The organism is Pseudomonas sp. R3-18-08, assembly GCF_003852065.1.
In the GTDB taxonomy this organism is placed as follows: domain Bacteria; phylum Pseudomonadota; class Gammaproteobacteria; order Pseudomonadales; family Pseudomonadaceae; genus Aquipseudomonas.
In genome coordinates, this window is the sequence record NZ_CP027729.1 from 5,776,677 (window position 1) to 5,793,904 (window position 17,228).

Below are 17,228 nucleotides of genomic sequence, written 5' to 3' on the forward strand. Positions count from 1 at the left end.
CTCCTTATTGAACGGCTTTACGCGGCACCGAGGGATCGGCCGGCAAGGTAAAAGATCGCAGATCGATCGTCGGCGCGCTGTCGGCGCCCAGGCGATGATCCAGAATAAGCAGTTTGGCGTGGACCAGGCCCTGGCTGAGCTGGCCCAGGTACTGTTCCAGCACGAAAGCCCGGCCCGCCGCGGCGTAGGCTTTTTGTTCGGCAACGAAGCGCAGGTTCGCCGCCTGGGCACCGGCATTCACTTCGCGCGCGGTGGCCTGGGCCTGGTCGCGGGCGGTGCTGGCCTGCAGCAAGGCTTGGTTGGTCTGTTCGCTGGCCGCGCCACGCTCGCGAGCGATCAATGCCTGGGCGCCGATCTGCGCGGCTTGCACGCCGTGGTAGGCGTTGGCGGCGCCGGCCGGTGGGTGGATCGCTTCGACGACCGTGGCGAGGATTTCCACACCGCTGTCGAGCTTTTGCAGGTCTGCTTGTACGCTGCGGCCGATCTCGTCGGCGAGGCGGGTGCGTTGTTCGCCGAGCAATTCATCGAGGGTGCGTGAGGCAAAGTCGTGCACCAGGATGCGGCTGGCGGTGCTGCGGATCAGGGTCGGGACATCGGCGCTGTTGTAGGTGGCAGCCAGCGCGGCCTGGTCCGTCAGGCCGATGCGGTAGACGAACCGCACGTCCATGTTGACGATCTGGAAGCTCTGTTTGTCGCCACTGCTGCTGGCGATGACTTGGGACTTATCATTCACATGGCTGGCGTCCCACAGGCGATTGGCGATCAGCGGCGCCGGGCCTTCGGCGGCGGCCAACTCGGGCGCGGCGCTTTCGCTGACGCTGGTCGCCAGCTCGTGAACCACGCCGTTCTCGACGTTCAACACGCGGCCCAGGGGCCAGGGCAACCCGACGTGCAGGCCCGGGCCGAACACTTCGACCGGTTTGCCGAAACGCTCATAAATCCCACGGCCCTGCAGAGGGACTTCATGCACGCCGGTCAGCGCCCAGCCTACCGCCAGCACCACCAGCAGCACCGGCAGGAACGCGCGACGCATGTAGGTAAACGCCCAAATCTGGCGCAGGTCGATGCCGAAGCGGTTGTGCAATTCATGCTGCAAAGCCTGCAGCGGCTGCGGCGGCCAGCGCAGCAGACCAGCGACAAAACTTTGCGCCATCAGGCGCGGTTCCAGACGCGGCTGGCGTGGGCTGAACAGTGACAGCACGCCGCGCAGCACAAACTCCAGCGCCACCAGCGCAGGCAACAGGCCGATCAGCGTCGCCAGCCGCAGCGGCCACACCGATTGCGCACCGGCAAACAGCAGGCACAGCGCACTGATCACCAGGCAGGTGATCGCCACCCGGCTCAATTGCGCCAATTGCGTGGCTTCCGGCCATTGCGCGGCGGTTTCCTGGGCCATGCGCCGCTCGAACACCAGCAAACCGAACGCCAGCGCCAAGCCCAGCGCCGCGCCGATGCTGGCGGATTGACCGACGGCGGCAGGGGGCAGCGCCAGGTTCCAGAATTCGCTAACACTGACCAGCGCCAGCAACGACCAACCGCACAGCCACAACACCGGCGCGCCGATCTGCTTGCCAATGCGCTCCACCAGACGACCGTAGCGGCCCGTATCGGCCACCGCCGCTTCAACCGCAGGTTCTTCCAACGCCTGGGCACGCCAGTCGGCGACCCACCACGCCGACTGCAAGCCGGCTACCAGAACGAGCAAGGCCGACGAGCAATTGATCAGCACCACCGGCCAGATCGATACCGGTGCGAACAGCGCCACAAATAACGCCAGCACCCAACCGGTGACGGCCAAGGCTGTCAGGCTGATACCGGCTTGACGCAATCGACGGGCATGGAACAGCCCCTGCTGAAAACGCGGCAGGCCCTCAACCGAAGCGCCGTCAGCTTCTAGATCCACTTGCATCCACTCAACGCCCGCTTGTACATAATTCGTTACGATATAACACGCGGCGTGAAATTTTTGTTCGCTTTTGGCTATAACGCAGATCCCCTGTGAGAGGGGGCTTGCCCCCGATAGCGGTGGGTCAGCCAGCACCTTGATCAACTGACCCACCGCCATCGGGGGCAAGCCCCCTCCCACATTTGTCTCCCGGTGTTCTCTGGATTGTGACTAACCCCCTATAAACACGCGGCATCACTGGTGCGCACTCAAATTAATCGGCACACTTCAGAACAGTTTTTTCGCGGCTCCACGGACAGGGAAGCGCCATCCTTCATGATCTCCATCTATCAGCTCAAACCGCGTTTTCAAAACCTGTTGCGGCCCCTCGTGCAGCGCCTTTATGACAACGGCACCACCGCCAACCAGATCACCGTGCTGGCCGGCGTGATTTCCGTGTTAGTGGGCCTGCTGATCGCCAGCTTCGCCCAGCACTTGTGGCTGTTTGCGCTGATCCCGCTGTGGATGATTGTGCGCATGGCCCTTAACGCCGTCGACGGCATGCTCGCGCGCGAGTTCGGCCAGCAATCGCGCCTGGGCGCCTACCTCAACGAACTGTGCGATGTGATCGCCGACAGTGCGTTGATCCTGCCGTTTGCGCTGATCCCCAGCGTGAGCCTGGCGCCTGTGCTGTTGGTGACGCTGCTCGCGGTGTTCAGCGAATACGCTGGCGTGCTGGGGCCGATGGTGGGCGCATCGCGCCGCTATGACGGGCCGATGGGCAAAAGCGATCGGGCGTTCGTGCTCGGGGTGCTGGCCACTGGCGTGGCGCTGGGCTGGCTCGGCGCCGGCTGGGTCGACACGGTGATGTGGCTGGTCGCCGCGCTGCTGGCCTACACCCTGGTCAACCGGGTGCGTCAGGGCCTCAAGGAACCATCAGAAACCTCACCGATTGCATAAGGATGCTTGCGATGCGCGAACAGCAACCACACAGCTTCAGCACCCATGACGGCGTCGAGCTGTTTTACCGGCACTGGCCGGCCACGGCAGGCGCCGGGCCGCGCAAGGCGATTATGTTGTTCCATCGCGGTCATGAGCACTCCGGGCGTATCGCGCACCTGGTGGACGAACTGGGCCTGCCTGACTTTGACTTCTTCGCCTGGGACGCCCGTGGCCACGGCCAATCCCCCGGCGAGCGCGGTGACAGCCCCAGCTTCGCCACCAGCGCCCGCGATGTGCAGACCTTCTGCGACCACCTAGGCGTCACCTACGGCATCGAAGAGCAAAACATCGCAGTCATCGCCCAAAGCGTCGGCGCGGTGATCGCGGCCACTTGGGTGCATGACTACGCACCGAAGATCCGCGCCCTGGTACTCGCCTCCCCCGCCTTCAAGGTCAAGCTGTACGTGCCCTTCGCCCGCCCGGGCCTGGCCCTGATGCGCAGGTTTCGCGGCAACTTTTTCGTCAACAGTTACGTCAAGGCCAAGTTCCTCAGCCATGACCCGGAGCGCGTGGCGTCCTACGACAGCGATCCGCTGATCACCAAGGCCATCTCGGTAAATGTGCTGCTGGGCCTGTACGAAGCGGCCGACCGGGTTGTAGCCGATGCCCAGGCCATCCAGGTGCCGACCCAGTTGCTGGTCTCCGGCTCCGACTTCGTGGTGCACCGTAAACCCCAGCAGCAGTTTTTCGACCGCCTCGGCAGCCTGAAAAAAGAGCTGCATATCCTCCCCGGTTTCTTTCACGACACCCTTGGCGAACGTGACCGAGCCCTGGCCATCAACAGTGCCAGACGCTTTATCCTGCAAAACTTTGCGCAGCCGCTGGACCGCGCCTCGCTGCTGGACGCCGACAAACTGGGCGCTACCTGCGCCGAATCCGAAGCCCTCGCCGCACCATTGCCGCGCAATTCCCTGCGCGATCTGTACTGGCGCATGACCCGCGCCAGCATGGGCCTGGGCAAGAACCTCTCGGAGGGGGTGAAACTGGGCTTCGACACCGGCTTCGATTCCGGCAGCACCCTGGATTACGTGTACCGCAACACGCCCACCGGCAAAGGCGCGCTGGGGCGGATGATCGACACCAACTACCTAAACTCCATCGGCTGGCGCGGCATTCGCCAGCGCAAGCTGAACGTCGAAGAACTGCTACGCCTGGCCATGGCCAGATTGCGTGCGGACGAGCGCGAAGTGCGCATCGTCGATATCGCTGCTGGCCACGGTCGTTACATTCTGGAAGCTTTGCAGGGTGTGTCGCCGCTGCCGGAATCGATCCTGCTGCGCGACTACAGCGATATCAACGTGCGCGACGGTGGCGCCTTGATCCGTGAAAAGGGCCTGGACGATATCGCCCAGTTCATCAAAGCCGATGCATTCGATCGGGCGAACCTGGCCGCGCTGGAGCCGAAGCCGACGCTGGCGGTGGTGTCCGGGCTGTATGAATTGTTTGCCGATAACGCCATGGTCGGCGGTTCGCTGGCGGGCCTCGCCGAAGCGGTTGAGCCCGGCGGTTATCTGGTCTACACCGGCCAACCGTGGCACCCGCAGCTGGAACTGATCGCCCGCGCCTTGACCAGCCACCGCCAGGGCCAGGCCTGGGTGATGCGTCGGCGCAGTCAGGCGGAAATGGACCAACTGGTGGAGGCTGCGGGCTTTCGCAAGATCACCCAGCGTGTGGATGAGTGGGGCATTTTCACCGTGTCCCTGGCACAGAAGATCTGAGCATGCGCGAACCCGGCTTGTTCAAACCGGCGCTGCTGTGGCTGCTGCTGTTGGCGCCGCTGTTTTTCAGCACCTACGGTTTCGCTACTTGGGTCACCAACCAGCGCAGCGATGTGGGTACGCTGGTGTTCGGCTGGGAAACCCATATGCCGTTCTGGGCCTGGACCATCGTGCCCTATTGGTCCATCGACCTGCTCTACGGGTTCTCGCTGTTGCTGCCAAGCACCCGCCACGAACTCAAGCAGCATGCCCTGCGCCTGCTGACGGCCCAGGTGATTGCCGTCAGTTGCTTCCTGCTCTGGCCGCTGCGCTTCACCTTCGAACGGCCGGAACTGGATGGCGTGTTCGGCTGGTTGTTTGCCGTGCTGGCCGGCTTCGACAAGCCGTTCAACCAGGCGCCTTCCCTGCATATCGCGTTGCTGGTGATCCTGTGGGTCATGTACCAGCGACATACCCAGGGTGTCTGGCGCTGGGTGGTGCACGGCTGGTTTGCATTGATCGGTATTTCCGTACTGACCACTTATCAACATCACTTTATCGACTTACCCACAGGCGCCCTCGCGGGGTGGTTGTGCGTGTGGTTATGGCCGCTGGAACACGCCAGCCCGCTGCTCAATGCCCGACTCACGCGGGACGTGAAGCGCGGTTGGCTGGGTGCGCGCTACGCCCTTGGCGCGCTGACGCTGATGCTGCTAGCGCTGGCTTTGGGCGGTTGGGGGTTATGGCTGCTGTGGCCGGCAGTATCGCTGGGTTTGGTCGCGGCCAACTATTGGCTGCTGGGTGCCGAGGGCTTTCAGAAACGCAACAATGGCCAGCTGACGCCTGCTGCGCGTTGGCTGTATGCGCCTTATCTGGCAGCCGCCTGGATCAATTCGCGGCTGTGGACACGCCGGCATCCACAGCCCGAACTGATTGTGGATAACGTCTGGCTGGGGCGAATTCCTACATCGAGCGAGCAACAGTCTTTCAAGGCCATCGTCGATCTCTGCGCCGAATTGCCGATTAATCCACAGGGCCGTACCTATCACTGCGTTCCTGTTCTGGACTTGATCGCGCCCACCTCCGCCGAATGCCTGCAAGCCGCCAAGGCCATCGAACGCCTGCGCTCGGACGGCCCGTTGCTGGTGTGCTGCGCCCTGGGCTACTCGCGCAGCGCGACGGCCATTGCCGCCTGGCTGTTGCACAGCGGCCGCGCGACGACGGTGGATCAAGCGCTGGCTATTATTCGTACAGCGCGGAGCCGTGTGGTCCTGCATCCCGCACATCGTCTCGCCTTGGAGGGCTTGCCCCATGCCTGCTGATATGGAACTGCAAGTCGTCGCCAGCCTGCTGCGTCGTGGCCGTTCGCTGGACCAGTTATCCACAGGCCTCACAGTGGCCGGCGTGTTGTTCGGTGTGGCCCAACTGTTGATGGCGAGTGTTTCAACGGTCTGCTTGGTGCTGGCCTTGTGGATGATCATCCTGGGCCTTCTGCAAAAGTACTGGGCCCTGCGCGTTGCATTCGACGCCGATCTGTTTGCCCTGCTCGCTCGCGATGTCGAGCGCACCGCAGACCTTGACCAAGCCCTGCAGACCCTGGGCCTGCAATCGGCCAAACGCGCCGGCCGGCCTTGGGCCGAACGCCGTCGTGGCGCCCTCAAATTGCTGCGCAAACAGGCCTGGTTGCTCGGCGCGCAAGCGCTGCTGACCCTGTGCGTGCTGCTTGCCAGCCCTTGGCTACCTTTCGCCGAATAAGGAATTCCCATGTTCGAACCCGTGGTCGCCACACTGATTACTTCCATGGCCCGCACCGTCACCGGCGCCCGCAGCCTGTGGCTGGGTTGCGCGCCGGTGCCGGTGCAACGCATCTATTTCGCCAATCACAGCAGCCACGGCGACTTCGTGCTGGTGTGGGCGTCGCTACCGCAGAACCTGCGCAAATTCACCCGGCCTGTGGCGGGCAGCGATTACTGGAATAAAAGTGCGCTGCGCCGCTACATCATCAACCGCGTGTTCAACGGCGTACTGATCGATCGCGAGCGAAAAGAGCCTGTGGATAACCCTTTGCAGCCAATGCTTGCCGCCCTCGAAGGCGGCGACTCGTTGATTATTTTTCCCGAAGGTACACGCAATCTGGAGGACGGCTTGCTGCCTTTCAAGAGCGGCCTCTACCACTTGGCAAACAGTTACCCACAGGCTGAGCTGATCCCGGTGTGGATAGCCAACCTTAACCGCGTCATGCCCAAGGGCCGTGTCTTGCCATTGCCATTGTTATGCACAACCAGCTTCGGCGCTCCGCTGCAATTGGAAGAAGGCGAAGACAAAGCCGCGTTCCTTGCCCGTACCCGTGACGCCCTGCTCGCCCTTGCCCCGGAGCATTCCTGAGATGGATAGCCAGACCTTGATGTTATTCGGCGGGATCGGCGCGATTCTGGTCACCGCCTCGCTGATCGGCCTGATCCTGAAGCTGCGCACCCGTGGCACCCCCAACGCGGTGATCGACAACCTCAACGCCCGCATCAACGCCTGGTGGGTGATGGTGGTGGTGATCGGTGTCGCCTTCTGGCTCGGCACCGGCGCAGTGATCCTGCTGTTCTATGCGGTGTCCTTCTATGCCTTGCGCGAATTTCTCACCCTCACGCCGACCCGGCGCAGCGACTACCCGGCCCTGGTAGCGGCGTTCTACCTCGCCCTCCCGCTGCAGTACGTGCTGATCTACGCCGACTGGTACGGACTGTTCTCGATCTTCATCCCGGTCTACGTGTTCCTGCTGCTGCCGATACTCGCCTCCCTGGGCGGCGACAGCACCCACTTCCTGGAGCGCGCATCCAAGGTGCAATGGGGCCTGATGATCGCAGTATTCTGCGTGTCGTTCGTGCCGGCGTTGCTGACCCTGGACATCCCGGGTTATGAAGGCCGCAACCTGCTGCTGATCGCCTACCTGGTGATCGTGGTGCAACTGTCGGACGTGTTGCAGTACGTGTGCGGCAAGCTGTTCGGCAAACACAAGATCGCGCCCAACCTCTCGCCGTCCAAAACCGTGGAAGGTTTTGTCGGCGGGATCCTGCTGTCCTCCCTGATCGGTGCCGCGCTGTGGTGGACCACGCCGTTCAATCCCTGGCAGTCGTTTTTGATCGCGCTGTTGATCAACCTGCTGGGCTTTGCCGGCGGCATCGTGATGTCGGCGATCAAACGCGATCGCGGCGTGAAGGATTGGGGGCACATGATCGAAGGGCACGGCGGCATGCTGGATCGGCTGGATTCGGTGTGCTTTGCGGCGCCGATCTTCTTCCACCTGGTGCGTTATTGGTGGACCTGAACCAGACCAACAAAGCACAAAATGTGGGAGGGGGCTTGCCCCCGATAGCAGAGTGACAGTCACCAAATAGGTTGCTGATACACCGCAATCGGGGGCAAGCCCCCTCTCACCTTGGTTTTGTGGTGCCTTCCAGGTTCAGGCAAGTCTGGAAACCGATGCTCCTGGCTCGGCGTCCCATTCTGCGGTGCAGACCAGCCAGAAATCGCAGCACCGCTAGGCGGTGTTTTCAACATAGTTAGACTCCCCGCCGCCCGTCGCACCCGACAACCAGCCCCAGACGAAACGCAGCGTCGTGCGCCCGGCGTGATCCGCGCCTACCGTGCCACGTGACCAGCCAGCGAGCAGCTCCCCTTCCAGGGTCAGGCACTGATACAACAACTCGATGGTGTCGGGACCGGTCACCCGCCCGACCTGCGTGCCCAGGCGAATCCGACCACCTTGATACGTGCTCGAAATCGCGCCATCTTCAACTTGATAATGAAACACGGTGCCGGTACCGGACAGTCCGTGGGCGTTGCTCGCGACCACGAACTGACGGTTGTGCAGACGAGCATGGACGTTGGCAGCGGGGGTTTGCATGAAGAGAGCCTCGATTCAGGCGAGATCCAGAACGTAAAAAGGGGCTGTTGAAAACAGCCCCTTTTTGGGTACGTCAGTGAGGCTTACTCCACCGTCACCGACTTCGCCAGGTTGCGCGGCTGATCAACGTCGGTGCCTTTAAGCACGGCAACGTAGTACGACAGCAACTGCAGCGGGATGGTGTAGAGGATCGGCGACAGGGTGTCGTGAATGTGCGGCATGTTGATGACGTGAGTGCCTTCACCGTTGGTCATGCCGGCCTTTTCGTCGGCAAACACGATCAGTTGGCCGCCACGGGCGCGCACTTCCTGCAGATTGGACTTGAGCTTTTCCAGCAGCTCATTGTTCGGCGCCACGGTGACCACCGGCATGTCGTCATCCACTAGGGCCAACGGGCCGTGTTTCAGCTCGCCGGCCGGGTAGGCTTCGGCGTGGATGTACGAGATTTCCTTGAGCTTGAGCGAACCTTCCATCGCCACTGGGTACTGCGCGCCACGGCCGAGGAACAGGGTGTGGTTTTTGTCGGCAAACAGCTCGGCGACTTTTTCCACGGTGCTGTCCATGGCCAGGGCTTCACCCAGGCGGGTCGGCAGGCGGCGCAGTTCTTCCACCAGGGTGGCTTCAATGCCTTCGGCCAGGGTGCCGCGCACTTGGCCGAGGGACAAGGTCAGCAGCAACAGGCCCACCAGCTGGGTGGTGAAGGCTTTGGTCGACGCTACGCCGATTTCGCGACCGGCCTGGGTCAGCAGGGTCAGGTCGGATTCACGCACCAGGGAGCTGATGCTGACGTTGCAGATTGCCAGGCTGGCGAGGAAGCCCAGCTCTTTGGCATTGCGCAGGGCGGCCAGGGTGTCGGCGGTTTCGCCGGACTGGGAGATGGTCACGAACAGGGTGTCTGGCTGCACCACCACCTTGCGGTAGCGGAATTCGCTGGCGACTTCGACCTGGCACGGGATGCCGGCCAGTTCTTCCAGCCAATAACGCGCAACCATGCCGGCGTGGTAGCTGGTGCCGCAGGCGACGATCTGCACGTTGCGCACTTTGGCGAACAGCTCGGCGGCTTGTGGGCCGAAGGCGTTGACCAGCACTTGGTTCTGGCTCAGGCGACCTTCCAGGGTGCGCTGCACCACAGACGGCTGCTCGTGGATTTCCTTGAGCATGAAGTGGCGGAACTCGCCCTTGTCGGCGGCTTCGGCACCGTCGCGGTATTGCACGGCTTCGCGCTCGACGGACTGGCCGTTCACGTCCCAGATCTGCACGCTTTCACGGCGGATGTCGGCGATGTCGCCTTCTTCCAGGTACATGAAGCGGTCGGTGACCTGGCGCAAGGCGAGTTGGTCGGAGGCCAGGAAGTTTTCCCCCAGGCCCAGGCCGATCACCAATGGGCTGCCGCTGCGTGCGGCAACCAGGCGGTCAGGCTGGCTGGCGCTGATCACGGCCAGGCCGTAGGCGCCGTGCAGTTCCTTGACCGTGGCCTTGAGGGCGGTGGTCAGGTCGCTGTGGTCCTTGAGCTTGTGGTTGAGCAGGTGGGCGATGACTTCGGTGTCGGTGTCCGACGTGAACACATAGCCCAGGCCCTTGAGTTGTTCGCGCAGTGCTTCGTGGTTTTCGATGATGCCGTTGTGCACCACCGCCAGGTCACCCGAGAAGTGTGGGTGAGCGTTACGCTCGCACGGCGCACCGTGGGTGGCCCAGCGGGTGTGGGCGATACCCAGGCGCCCAACCAGCGGCTCGCCGGCCAGGGCCTGGTCCAACTCGCTGACTTTGCCCGGACGGCGCATACGCTCGAGCTTGCCGGCGTTGGTGAAGACGGCCACACCGGCGCTGTCATAGCCGCGGTATTCCAGGCGCTTGAGGCCTTCGAGCAGGATGGCAGTTACGTTACGTTCGGCGACTGCGCCAACAATTCCACACATGGTATTTCTCCTAGATGACTGCCGCGCATATCAGCGTAATGCCGCGGGCTTGGATCTGGTCGCGGGCCTCAAGCGGCAGGCGATCATCAGTGATAAGGGTATGGACGCTGCTCCAGGGCAGTTCCAGGTTGGGAATCTTGCGGCCGATCTTGTCGGATTCGACCATCACCACCACTTCGCGAGCGACCTCAGCCATAACGCGGCTCAGGCCCAATAACTCGTTGAACGTGGTGGTACCGCGCTGCAGATCGATGCCGTCGGCGCCGATGAACAGTTGATCGAAGTCGTAGGAGCGCAGTACTTGCTCGGCGACCTGGCCCTGGAACGAGTCCGAATGCGGGTCCCAGGTGCCGCCGGTCATCAGCAGCACCGGTTCATGCTCCAGCTCGCTCAAGGCGCGGGCCACGTTCAGGGAATTGGTCATGACCACCAGGCCGGGTTGATGGCCCAGTTCAGGGATCATCGCGGCGGTGGTGCTGCCGCTGTCGATGATGATGCGCGCGTGCTCACGTAACCGCGCCACGGCCGCACGGGCGATGGCGCGCTTGTAGGCCGAGACCGGTTGAGCCGCGTCGCCCACCAATTCCTGAGGCATGGTAATCGCGCCACCGTAGCGGCGCAGGAGCAGGCCATTGCTTTCGAGGGCGGCCAGGTCCTTGCGGATGGTCACCTCCGAAGTTTCGAAACGCTTGGCCAGTTCGTCCACGCTGACTTCGCCCTGTTCATTGAGCAAGGTCAGGATGTTGTGGCGACGTTGGGGGGTATTTCGTTTCGACATGACGATGATAAGTTTCGGTTCGAAAGATAACGAAGGCAATCAAAACCTATTAGCGAAAGATCGTCAAGCGGTACACCTCATTTTTTAAGCTGTACAAGAACAAATGTGGGAGGGGGCTTGCTCCCGATGGCGGCAGATCAGTCAACTTCTACATCGACTGGACCACCGCTATCGGGGGCAAGCCCCCTCCCACATTTGGATATCACTGCTGCTGGAGCTGTGGATAACTCAGGTCTTGTTGATTTTGACCGGGCGCTTCCAGCCGTCGATGTTGCGCTGGCGTGCGCGGGCGACTGCCAGTTGGGACTTATCCACATCCTGGTTGATGGTTGAGCCGGCAGCGGTGTTGGAACCATCGCCGATAGTGACGGGTGCGACCAGCGAGTTGTTGGAGCCGATGAATACGTCCTCACCAATGGTGGTCTGGTGCTTATTGGCGCCGTCGTAGTTACAGGTGATCGTGCCAGCGCCAACGTTGGTGCGCGCACCGATCACCGCATCACCCAGGTAGGTGAGATGCCCAACCTTGGCGCCTTCGCCCAGGTGAGCATTTTTCAGTTCGACAAAGTTACCCACATGGGCCTTGGCTTCCAGCACGCTGCCAGGACGAAGCCGCGCAAACGGACCCGCATCGCTGCCCTCGCCCATTACCGCGCCGTCGATATGACTGTTGGCCTTGACCACGACACCTTTGCGCAGCGTGCTGTCCTTGATCACGCAGTTCGGGCCGATCACTACGTCGTCTTCGATGATCACACGGCCTTCGAGGATCACGTTGATGTCGATCAGCACGTCGCGGCCCACGGTCACTTCACCGCGTACATCGAAACGCGCCGGGTCACGCAGGGTTACGCCCTGGATCATCAGACGGCGGCCTTCACGCAGCTGATAGTGGCGCTCCAACTCGGCCAGTTGCTTACGGTCGTTGGCGCCCTGCACTTCCATCGGGTCGTGGGGCTGTTCGGTGGCGACCACCAGGCCGTCACTGACCGCCATCTCGATGACGTCGGTGAGGTAGTACTCGCCTTGGGCGTTGTTGTTGGACAAGCGGCTCATCCAGTCGGCGAGGCGATTGGCTGGCACCGCGAGAATCCCGGTGTTGCCTTCGGTGATGGCGCGCTGGGCTTCACTGGCGTCCTTGTGCTCGACGATAGCCGCGACCTTGCCCTCGGCGTCACGCACGATGCGCCCGTAGCCGGTGGGGTCGTCCAGCTCGACGGTGAGCAGGCCCATCTGGCCAGGCACCACATGCTTGAGCAGGCGTTGCAGGGTTTCCACTTCGATCAGCGGCACATCACCGTACAGGATCAGCACGGTGTCAGCGGTGATGAACGGCACCGCTTGCGCGGTGGCATGGCCGGTGCCCAGTTGCTTGTCCTGCAAGACGAAATTCAAGTCGTCGGCGGCCAGACGCTCACGTACCACATCCGCACCGTGCCCGATGACGACGTGAATGCGTTGCGGGTCCAACTGCCGGGCACTGTGGATAACATGGCCAAGCATGGAATTGCCTGCGACCGGGTGCAGCACCTTGGGCAGGGCCGAGCGCATGCGGGTGCCCTGGCCAGCGGCGAGAATTACGATTTCAAGAGACATGAATGGCTACCAATCCTGGGCGGTCCGGCTTCAGACCAAAGAAGTGTTTTGCAAAAAAAGAAAAAGGGTAGCCGAGGCTACCCTTTTTAATCAATCACGCGTGAAGCGTAACGGCAACGCCGCTTACTTCTTGCGGATCTGCTGGAGCGTCCGCAGCTGGGCTGCGGCCTCGGCCAGACGGACTGCAGCAGCGCTGTAGTCGAAGTCTGCGCCTTTTTCGTTCAGCGCCTTCTCGGCAGCCTTTACGGCTTCCTGAGCGGAGGCTTCATCCAGGTCGCCAGCACGTTGCACGGTGTCGGCAAGTACCTTGACCATGTTCGGCTGAACCTCGAGGAAACCGCCGGAGATGTAGAACACCTCCTTTTCCCCGCCTTGCTTGGTCAGAGTGATCGGACCTGGCTTCAAGCTGGTGATCAACGGCGCGTGGCCCATGGCAATACCCAGGTCACCCAGGTCGCCGTGTGCAATCACCATTTCTACCAGACCGGAGAAGATTTCCCCTTCCGCGCTGACGATATCGCAATGGACTGTCATAGCCATCTGATTGCCTCAACCTGATGAGCGCCCGTTTCCGGGCGCCAGGATTACAGTTTCTTGGCTTTCTCGATCGCTTCTTCGATGCCGCCGACCATGTAGAACGCTTGTTCTGGCAGGTGGTCGTAGTCACCGTTGAGGATGCCTTTGAAGCCAGCAATGGTGTCTTTCAGGGAAACGTATTTACCCGAGGCACCGGTGAAGACTTCAGCCACGAAGAACGGCTGCGATAAGAAACGCTGGATCTTACGAGCACGGTTTACCAACTGCTTGTCGGCTTCCGACAGCTCGTCCATACCCAGGATCGCAATGATGTCCTTCAGTTCTTTGTAGCGCTGCAGCACGTACTGAACGCCGCGAGCGGTGTCGTAGTGCTCCTGGCCGATCACGTTCGGGTCCAGCTGGCGCGAAGTCGAGTCGAGTGGATCGACCGCTGGGTAGATACCCAGGGAAGCGATGTCACGGGACAGAACGACGGTGGCGTCCAAGTGGGCGAAGGTGGTGGCTGGCGACGGGTCGGTCAAGTCATCCGCAGGTACGTATACCGCTTGGATCGAGGTGATCGAACCTTCCTTGGTCGAAGTGATACGTTCTTGCAGAACGCCCATCTCTTCAGCCAGGGTCGGCTGGTAACCTACTGCCGACGGCATACGGCCGAGCAGTGCGGATACTTCAGTACCGGCCAGGGTGTAACGATAGATGTTGTCGACGAACAGCAGAACGTCGTTACCTTCGTCACGGAACTTCTCGGCCATGGTCAGGCCGGTCAGGGCTACGCGCAGACGGTTGCCCGGCGGCTCGTTCATCTGACCGTAAACCAGTGCCACTTTGTCCAGAACGTTGGAGTCCTTCATCTCGTGGTAGAAGTCGTTACCCTCACGGGTACGCTCACCCACACCGGCGAACACGGAATAACCGCTGTGCTCGATGGCGATGTTACGGATCAGTTCCATCATGTTTACGGTCTTGCCTACACCGGCACCACCGAACAGACCGACTTTACCGCCCTTGGCGAACGGGCAAACCAGGTCGATAACCTTGATGCCGGTTTCCAGCAGGTCGTTGCCGCCCGCTTGCTCGGCGAACGAAGGTGCTGGACGGTGAATGCCCCAGCGCTCTTCGGTGTCGATCGGGCCAGCTTCGTCGATCGGGTTGCCCAGTACGTCCATGATCCGGCCCAGGGTCGCTTTACCGACCGGTACGGAGATGGCTGCGCCAGTGTCGACAACGTCCAGACCGCGCTTCAAGCCTTCGGTGGAACCCATCGCAATGGTACGAACTACGCCGTCGCCCAGCTGCTGCTGAACTTCCAGAGTAGTTTCCGCGCCTTGTACTTTCAGCGCGTTGTAGATGCTCGGTACGCTGTCGCGTGGGAATTCCACGTCGATAACGGCGCCGATGATTTGAACGATACGTCCGCTACTCATAGCTGGATCCTCTGAATATTTGAACCGTTAAACCGCGGCAGCGCCGCCGACGATTTCCGAGATCTCTTGGGTGATCGCAGCCTGACGCGCCTTGTTGTAGATCAGCTGCAAATCGCTGATCAGATCACCGGCGTTATCGGTAGCGTTTTTCATCGCGATCATCCGCGCCGCTTGTTCAGCTGCGTTGTTCTCGACCACCGCCTGGTACACCTGCGACTCCACGTAGCGCACCATCAAGCCGTCAAGCAGCTCTTTGGCGTCTGGTTCGTAGAGGTAGTCCCAGTGGTGCTTGAGTTCCTGATCCGGAGTCGCCACCAGTGGAATCAATTGCTCCACGGTTGGCTGCTGGGTCATGGTGTTGATGAATTTGTTGGATACCACGGACAGGCGGTCAATCCGGCCTTCCAGGTACGCATCCAGCATCACCTTCACACTGCCGATCAAGTCATTGATCGACGGCTCTTCACCCAGGTGGCTGATAGCTGCAACGACGTTACCGCCGAAGTTGCGGAAAAAGGCCGCACCCTTGCTACCAACAACACACAGATCGATCTCGACGCCTTTTTCGCGGTTTACCGCCATGTCCTTGACCAGGGCCTTGAACAGGTTGGTATTCAGGCCACCGCACAAACCACGGTCACTGCTCACTACCACATAACCGACGCGCTTGACTTCGCGCTCGATCATGAACGGGTGGCGGTATTCCGGGTTGGCGTTGGCCAGATGCCCAATTACCTGGCGGATACGTTCCGCATAAGGACGGCTGGCTGCCATGCGCATTTGTGCCTTGCGCATTTTGCTGACCGCCACTTTTTCCATGGCGCTGGTAATCTTTTGCGTGCTTTTGATGCTCGCAATCTTACTGCGAATCTCTTTTGCGCCTGCCATGTAACACCTATCAGGTTAGCAAGCGGGAGCCTTGCGGCTCCCGCTGCGGCTTACCAGGTTTGGGTGGCCTTGAACTTCTCGATACCGGCTTTCATGCCAGCGTCGATATCGTCATTGAAGTCACCCTTCACGTTGATCTTCGCCATCAATTCGGCGTGATCGCGGTTGAAGTAAGCAATCAGCGCTTGTTCAAAGCTGCCGACCTTGGCGATTTCAACGTCGGTCAGGAACCCACGCTCAGCGGCATACAGCGACAACGCCATGTCAGCGATCGACATCGGGGCGTATTGCTTCTGCTTCATCAGCTCGGTAACGCGCTGACCATGCTCAAGTTGCTTACGGGTCGCTTCGTCCAGGTCAGACGCGAACTGGGCGAATGCCGCCAGTTCACGGTACTGAGCCAGAGCGGTACGGATACCACCGGAGAGCTTCTTGATGATCTTGGTCTGAGCGGCACCACCAACACGGGATACCGAAACACCGGCGTTCACTGCAGGACGGATGCCTGAGTTGAACATGGCCGATTCCAGGAAGATCTGACCGTCGGTGATGGAAATCACGTTGGTCGGAACGAACGCGGAAACGTCGCCAGCCTGGGTTTCGATGATCGGCAGTGCGGTCAGGGAACCGGTTTTGCCGGTCACTGCGCCGTTGGTGAACTTCTCTACGTACTCTTCGGAAACGCGGGATGCGCGCTCCAGCAGACGGGAGTGGAGATAGAACACGTCGCCTGGGTAGGCTTCACGGCCTGGTGGACGGCGCAGCAGCAGGGAAATCTGGCGGTAAGCCACTGCTTGCTTGGACAGATCGTCATAAACGATCAGCGCGTCTTCACCGCGGTCGCGGAAGAATTCACCCATGGTGCAACCGGAGTACGGTGCCAGGAATTGCAGCGCAGGAGATTCCGAAGCACTGGCAGCCACGATGATCGTGTTGGCCAGGGCGCCGTTTTCTTCCAGCTTGCGAACCACGTTGGCGATGGTCGATTGCTTCTGACCGATCGCTACGTAGACGCAGAAAATGCCGCTGTTCTTCTGGTTGATGATCGCGTCGATCGCCAGAGCGGTTTTACCGATCTGACGGTCACCGATGATCAGCTCACGCTGGCCACGGCCGACCGGAATCATGGCATCGACAGCCTTGTAGCCAGTCTGTACAGGCTGGTCTACCGACTTACGCCAGATCACGCCTGGAGCAACTTTCTCGACCGCGTCGGTCTCGGTGTTGCCCAGTGGACCTTTACCGTCAACAGGGTTACCCAGTGCGTCGACGACGCGGCCCAGCAGTTCCTTACCTACCGGAACTTCCAGGATGCGGCCTGTGCACTTGGCGCTCATGCCTTCGGCCAGACTGGTGTACGCGCCCAATACAACGGCACCTACGGAGTCTTGCTCCAGGTTGAGGGCCATACCGTAGACGCCGCCCGGAAACTCGATCATCTCGCCGTACATAACGTCGGCCAGACCGTGAATCCGCACGATGCCGTCAGATACGCTGACGACAGTGCCTTCGTTACGGGCTTGGGAGGTCACATCGAGCTTGTCGATGCGGCCCTTGATAATTTCACTTATTTCGGAAGGATTGAGTTGCTGCATTGCTCTGCTGCC

Annotated in this window: 15 protein-coding genes; 6 read left to right on the forward strand and 9 right to left on the reverse strand. The window is 61.1% G+C overall.

The annotated features are described in order from the left end of the window. Positions 1-4: 4 nt before the first annotated feature. Complete coding sequence (hflK, locus tag C4J92_RS26735) at positions 5-1,909, reverse strand: protease modulator HflK (protein ID WP_124405728.1); 1,905 nt, start codon at positions 1,907-1,909, stop codon at positions 5-7. A gap of 312 nt (positions 1,910-2,221) precedes the next feature. On the opposite strand from hflK, the gene C4J92_RS26740 reads away from it, so the two are divergent. From C4J92_RS26740 to C4J92_RS26765, 6 genes are read left to right on the forward strand one after another with little or no spacing between them, the layout of a single operon-like run. Further along, positions 2,222-2,845 (forward strand): CDP-alcohol phosphatidyltransferase family protein, encoded by a 624-nt coding sequence (locus C4J92_RS26740; RefSeq protein ID WP_124405729.1) that lies wholly within the window; start codon positions 2,222-2,224, stop codon positions 2,843-2,845. Positions 2,846-2,856: 11 nt separating this feature from the next. Beyond that, positions 2,857-4,605 (forward strand): bifunctional alpha/beta hydrolase/class I SAM-dependent methyltransferase, encoded by a 1,749-nt coding sequence (locus C4J92_RS26745; protein ID WP_124405730.1) that lies wholly within the window; start codon positions 2,857-2,859, stop codon positions 4,603-4,605. Positions 4,606-4,607: 2 nt separating this feature from the next. Beyond that, a complete protein-coding gene (locus C4J92_RS26750; RefSeq protein ID WP_124405731.1) occupies positions 4,608-5,906 on the forward strand; it encodes a phosphatase PAP2/dual specificity phosphatase family protein in 1,299 nt (432 codons plus the stop codon). Next, positions 5,896-6,339: a hypothetical protein gene (locus tag C4J92_RS26755; protein ID WP_124405732.1), complete on the forward strand. Its 444-nt coding sequence runs from the start codon at positions 5,896-5,898 to the stop codon at positions 6,337-6,339. Before C4J92_RS26750 ends, C4J92_RS26755 begins: the two co-directional genes overlap by 11 nt. 9 nt (positions 6,340-6,348) lie before the next feature. Further along, positions 6,349-6,969 (forward strand): 1-acyl-sn-glycerol-3-phosphate acyltransferase, encoded by a 621-nt coding sequence (locus C4J92_RS26760; protein ID WP_124365064.1) that lies wholly within the window; start codon positions 6,349-6,351, stop codon positions 6,967-6,969. Between the two features lies 1 nt (position 6,970). Further along, entirely contained in the window at positions 6,971-7,903 is a 933-nt protein-coding gene (locus tag C4J92_RS26765; RefSeq protein ID WP_124368904.1) for a phosphatidate cytidylyltransferase, read from the forward strand. Between the two features lie 213 nt (positions 7,904-8,116). Here the strand turns inward: C4J92_RS26765 and C4J92_RS26770 are convergent, their stop codons facing one another. The 8 genes from C4J92_RS26770 to atpA all read right to left on the reverse strand — a co-directional run bounded on the left by C4J92_RS26770 (position 8,117) and on the right by atpA (position 17,216). Beyond that, positions 8,117-8,482, reverse strand: coding sequence for a hypothetical protein (locus C4J92_RS26770; protein WP_124405733.1), 366 nt, complete (start codon positions 8,480-8,482; stop codon positions 8,117-8,119). An 83-nt stretch (positions 8,483-8,565) separates the two neighbouring features. Further along, positions 8,566-10,398 carry a glutamine--fructose-6-phosphate transaminase (isomerizing) gene (gene glmS, locus C4J92_RS26775; protein WP_124405734.1) on the reverse strand — a complete coding sequence of 611 codons (1,833 nt, stop codon included), beginning with the start codon at positions 10,396-10,398 and terminating at the stop codon, positions 8,566-8,568. 10 nt (positions 10,399-10,408) lie between these two features. Beyond that, positions 10,409-11,176, reverse strand: a complete 768-nt coding sequence (locus C4J92_RS26780; RefSeq protein WP_124368911.1) for a DeoR/GlpR family DNA-binding transcription regulator — start codon at positions 11,174-11,176, stop codon at positions 10,409-10,411. Between the two features lie 228 nt (positions 11,177-11,404). Next, on the reverse strand, positions 11,405-12,772 hold the full coding sequence (glmU, locus tag C4J92_RS26785) for a bifunctional UDP-N-acetylglucosamine diphosphorylase/glucosamine-1-phosphate N-acetyltransferase GlmU (protein ID WP_124405735.1): 1,368 nt from the start codon (positions 12,770-12,772) through the stop codon (positions 11,405-11,407). 123 nt (positions 12,773-12,895) lie between these two features. Then, the gene (locus C4J92_RS26795; protein WP_015886644.1) at positions 12,896-13,312 is read right to left on the reverse strand and encodes a F0F1 ATP synthase subunit epsilon; all 417 of its coding nucleotides are present in this window, start codon (positions 13,310-13,312) and stop codon (positions 12,896-12,898) included. A gap of 44 nt (positions 13,313-13,356) precedes the next feature. After that, positions 13,357-14,733 (reverse strand): F0F1 ATP synthase subunit beta, encoded by a 1,377-nt coding sequence (atpD, locus tag C4J92_RS26800; RefSeq protein WP_017135118.1) that lies wholly within the window; start codon positions 14,731-14,733, stop codon positions 13,357-13,359. Between the two features lie 27 nt (positions 14,734-14,760). Further along, entirely contained in the window at positions 14,761-15,621 is an 861-nt protein-coding gene (atpG, locus tag C4J92_RS26805; RefSeq protein WP_034139931.1) for a F0F1 ATP synthase subunit gamma, read from the reverse strand. Between the two features lie 50 nt (positions 15,622-15,671). Next, positions 15,672-17,216, reverse strand: coding sequence for a F0F1 ATP synthase subunit alpha (gene atpA / locus C4J92_RS26810; RefSeq protein ID WP_003177064.1), 1,545 nt, complete (start codon positions 17,214-17,216; stop codon positions 15,672-15,674). Positions 17,217-17,228 lie beyond the last annotated feature (12 nt).

Bases quoted from the DNA above. Each gene is read 5' to 3' on its own strand.
- hflK (WP_124405728.1), bottom strand. From the start codon at position 1,909: ATGCAAGTGGATCTAGAAGCTGACGGCGCTTCGGTTGAGGGCCTGCCG.
- C4J92_RS26740 (WP_124405729.1), top strand. From the start codon at position 2,222: ATGATCTCCATCTATCAGCTCAAACCGCGTTTTCAAAACCTGTTGCGG.
- C4J92_RS26745 (WP_124405730.1), top strand. From the start codon at position 2,857: ATGCGCGAACAGCAACCACACAGCTTCAGCACCCATGACGGCGTCGAG.
- C4J92_RS26750 (WP_124405731.1), top strand. From the start codon at position 4,608: ATGCGCGAACCCGGCTTGTTCAAACCGGCGCTGCTGTGGCTGCTGCTG.
- C4J92_RS26755 (WP_124405732.1), top strand. From the start codon at position 5,896: ATGCCTGCTGATATGGAACTGCAAGTCGTCGCCAGCCTGCTGCGTCGT.
- C4J92_RS26760 (WP_124365064.1), top strand. From the start codon at position 6,349: ATGTTCGAACCCGTGGTCGCCACACTGATTACTTCCATGGCCCGCACC.
- C4J92_RS26765 (WP_124368904.1), top strand. From the start codon at position 6,971: ATGGATAGCCAGACCTTGATGTTATTCGGCGGGATCGGCGCGATTCTG.
- C4J92_RS26770 (WP_124405733.1), bottom strand. From the start codon at position 8,482: ATGCAAACCCCCGCTGCCAACGTCCATGCTCGTCTGCACAACCGTCAG.
- glmS (WP_124405734.1), bottom strand. From the start codon at position 10,398: ATGTGTGGAATTGTTGGCGCAGTCGCCGAACGTAACGTAACTGCCATC.
- C4J92_RS26780 (WP_124368911.1), bottom strand. From the start codon at position 11,176: ATGTCGAAACGAAATACCCCCCAACGTCGCCACAACATCCTGACCTTG.
- glmU (WP_124405735.1), bottom strand. From the start codon at position 12,772: ATGTCTCTTGAAATCGTAATTCTCGCCGCTGGCCAGGGCACCCGCATG.
- C4J92_RS26795 (WP_015886644.1), bottom strand. From the start codon at position 13,312: ATGGCTATGACAGTCCATTGCGATATCGTCAGCGCGGAAGGGGAAATC.
- atpD (WP_017135118.1), bottom strand. From the start codon at position 14,733: ATGAGTAGCGGACGTATCGTTCAAATCATCGGCGCCGTTATCGACGTG.
- atpG (WP_034139931.1), bottom strand. From the start codon at position 15,621: ATGGCAGGCGCAAAAGAGATTCGCAGTAAGATTGCGAGCATCAAAAGC.
- atpA (WP_003177064.1), bottom strand. From the start codon at position 17,216: ATGCAGCAACTCAATCCTTCCGAAATAAGTGAAATTATCAAGGGCCGC.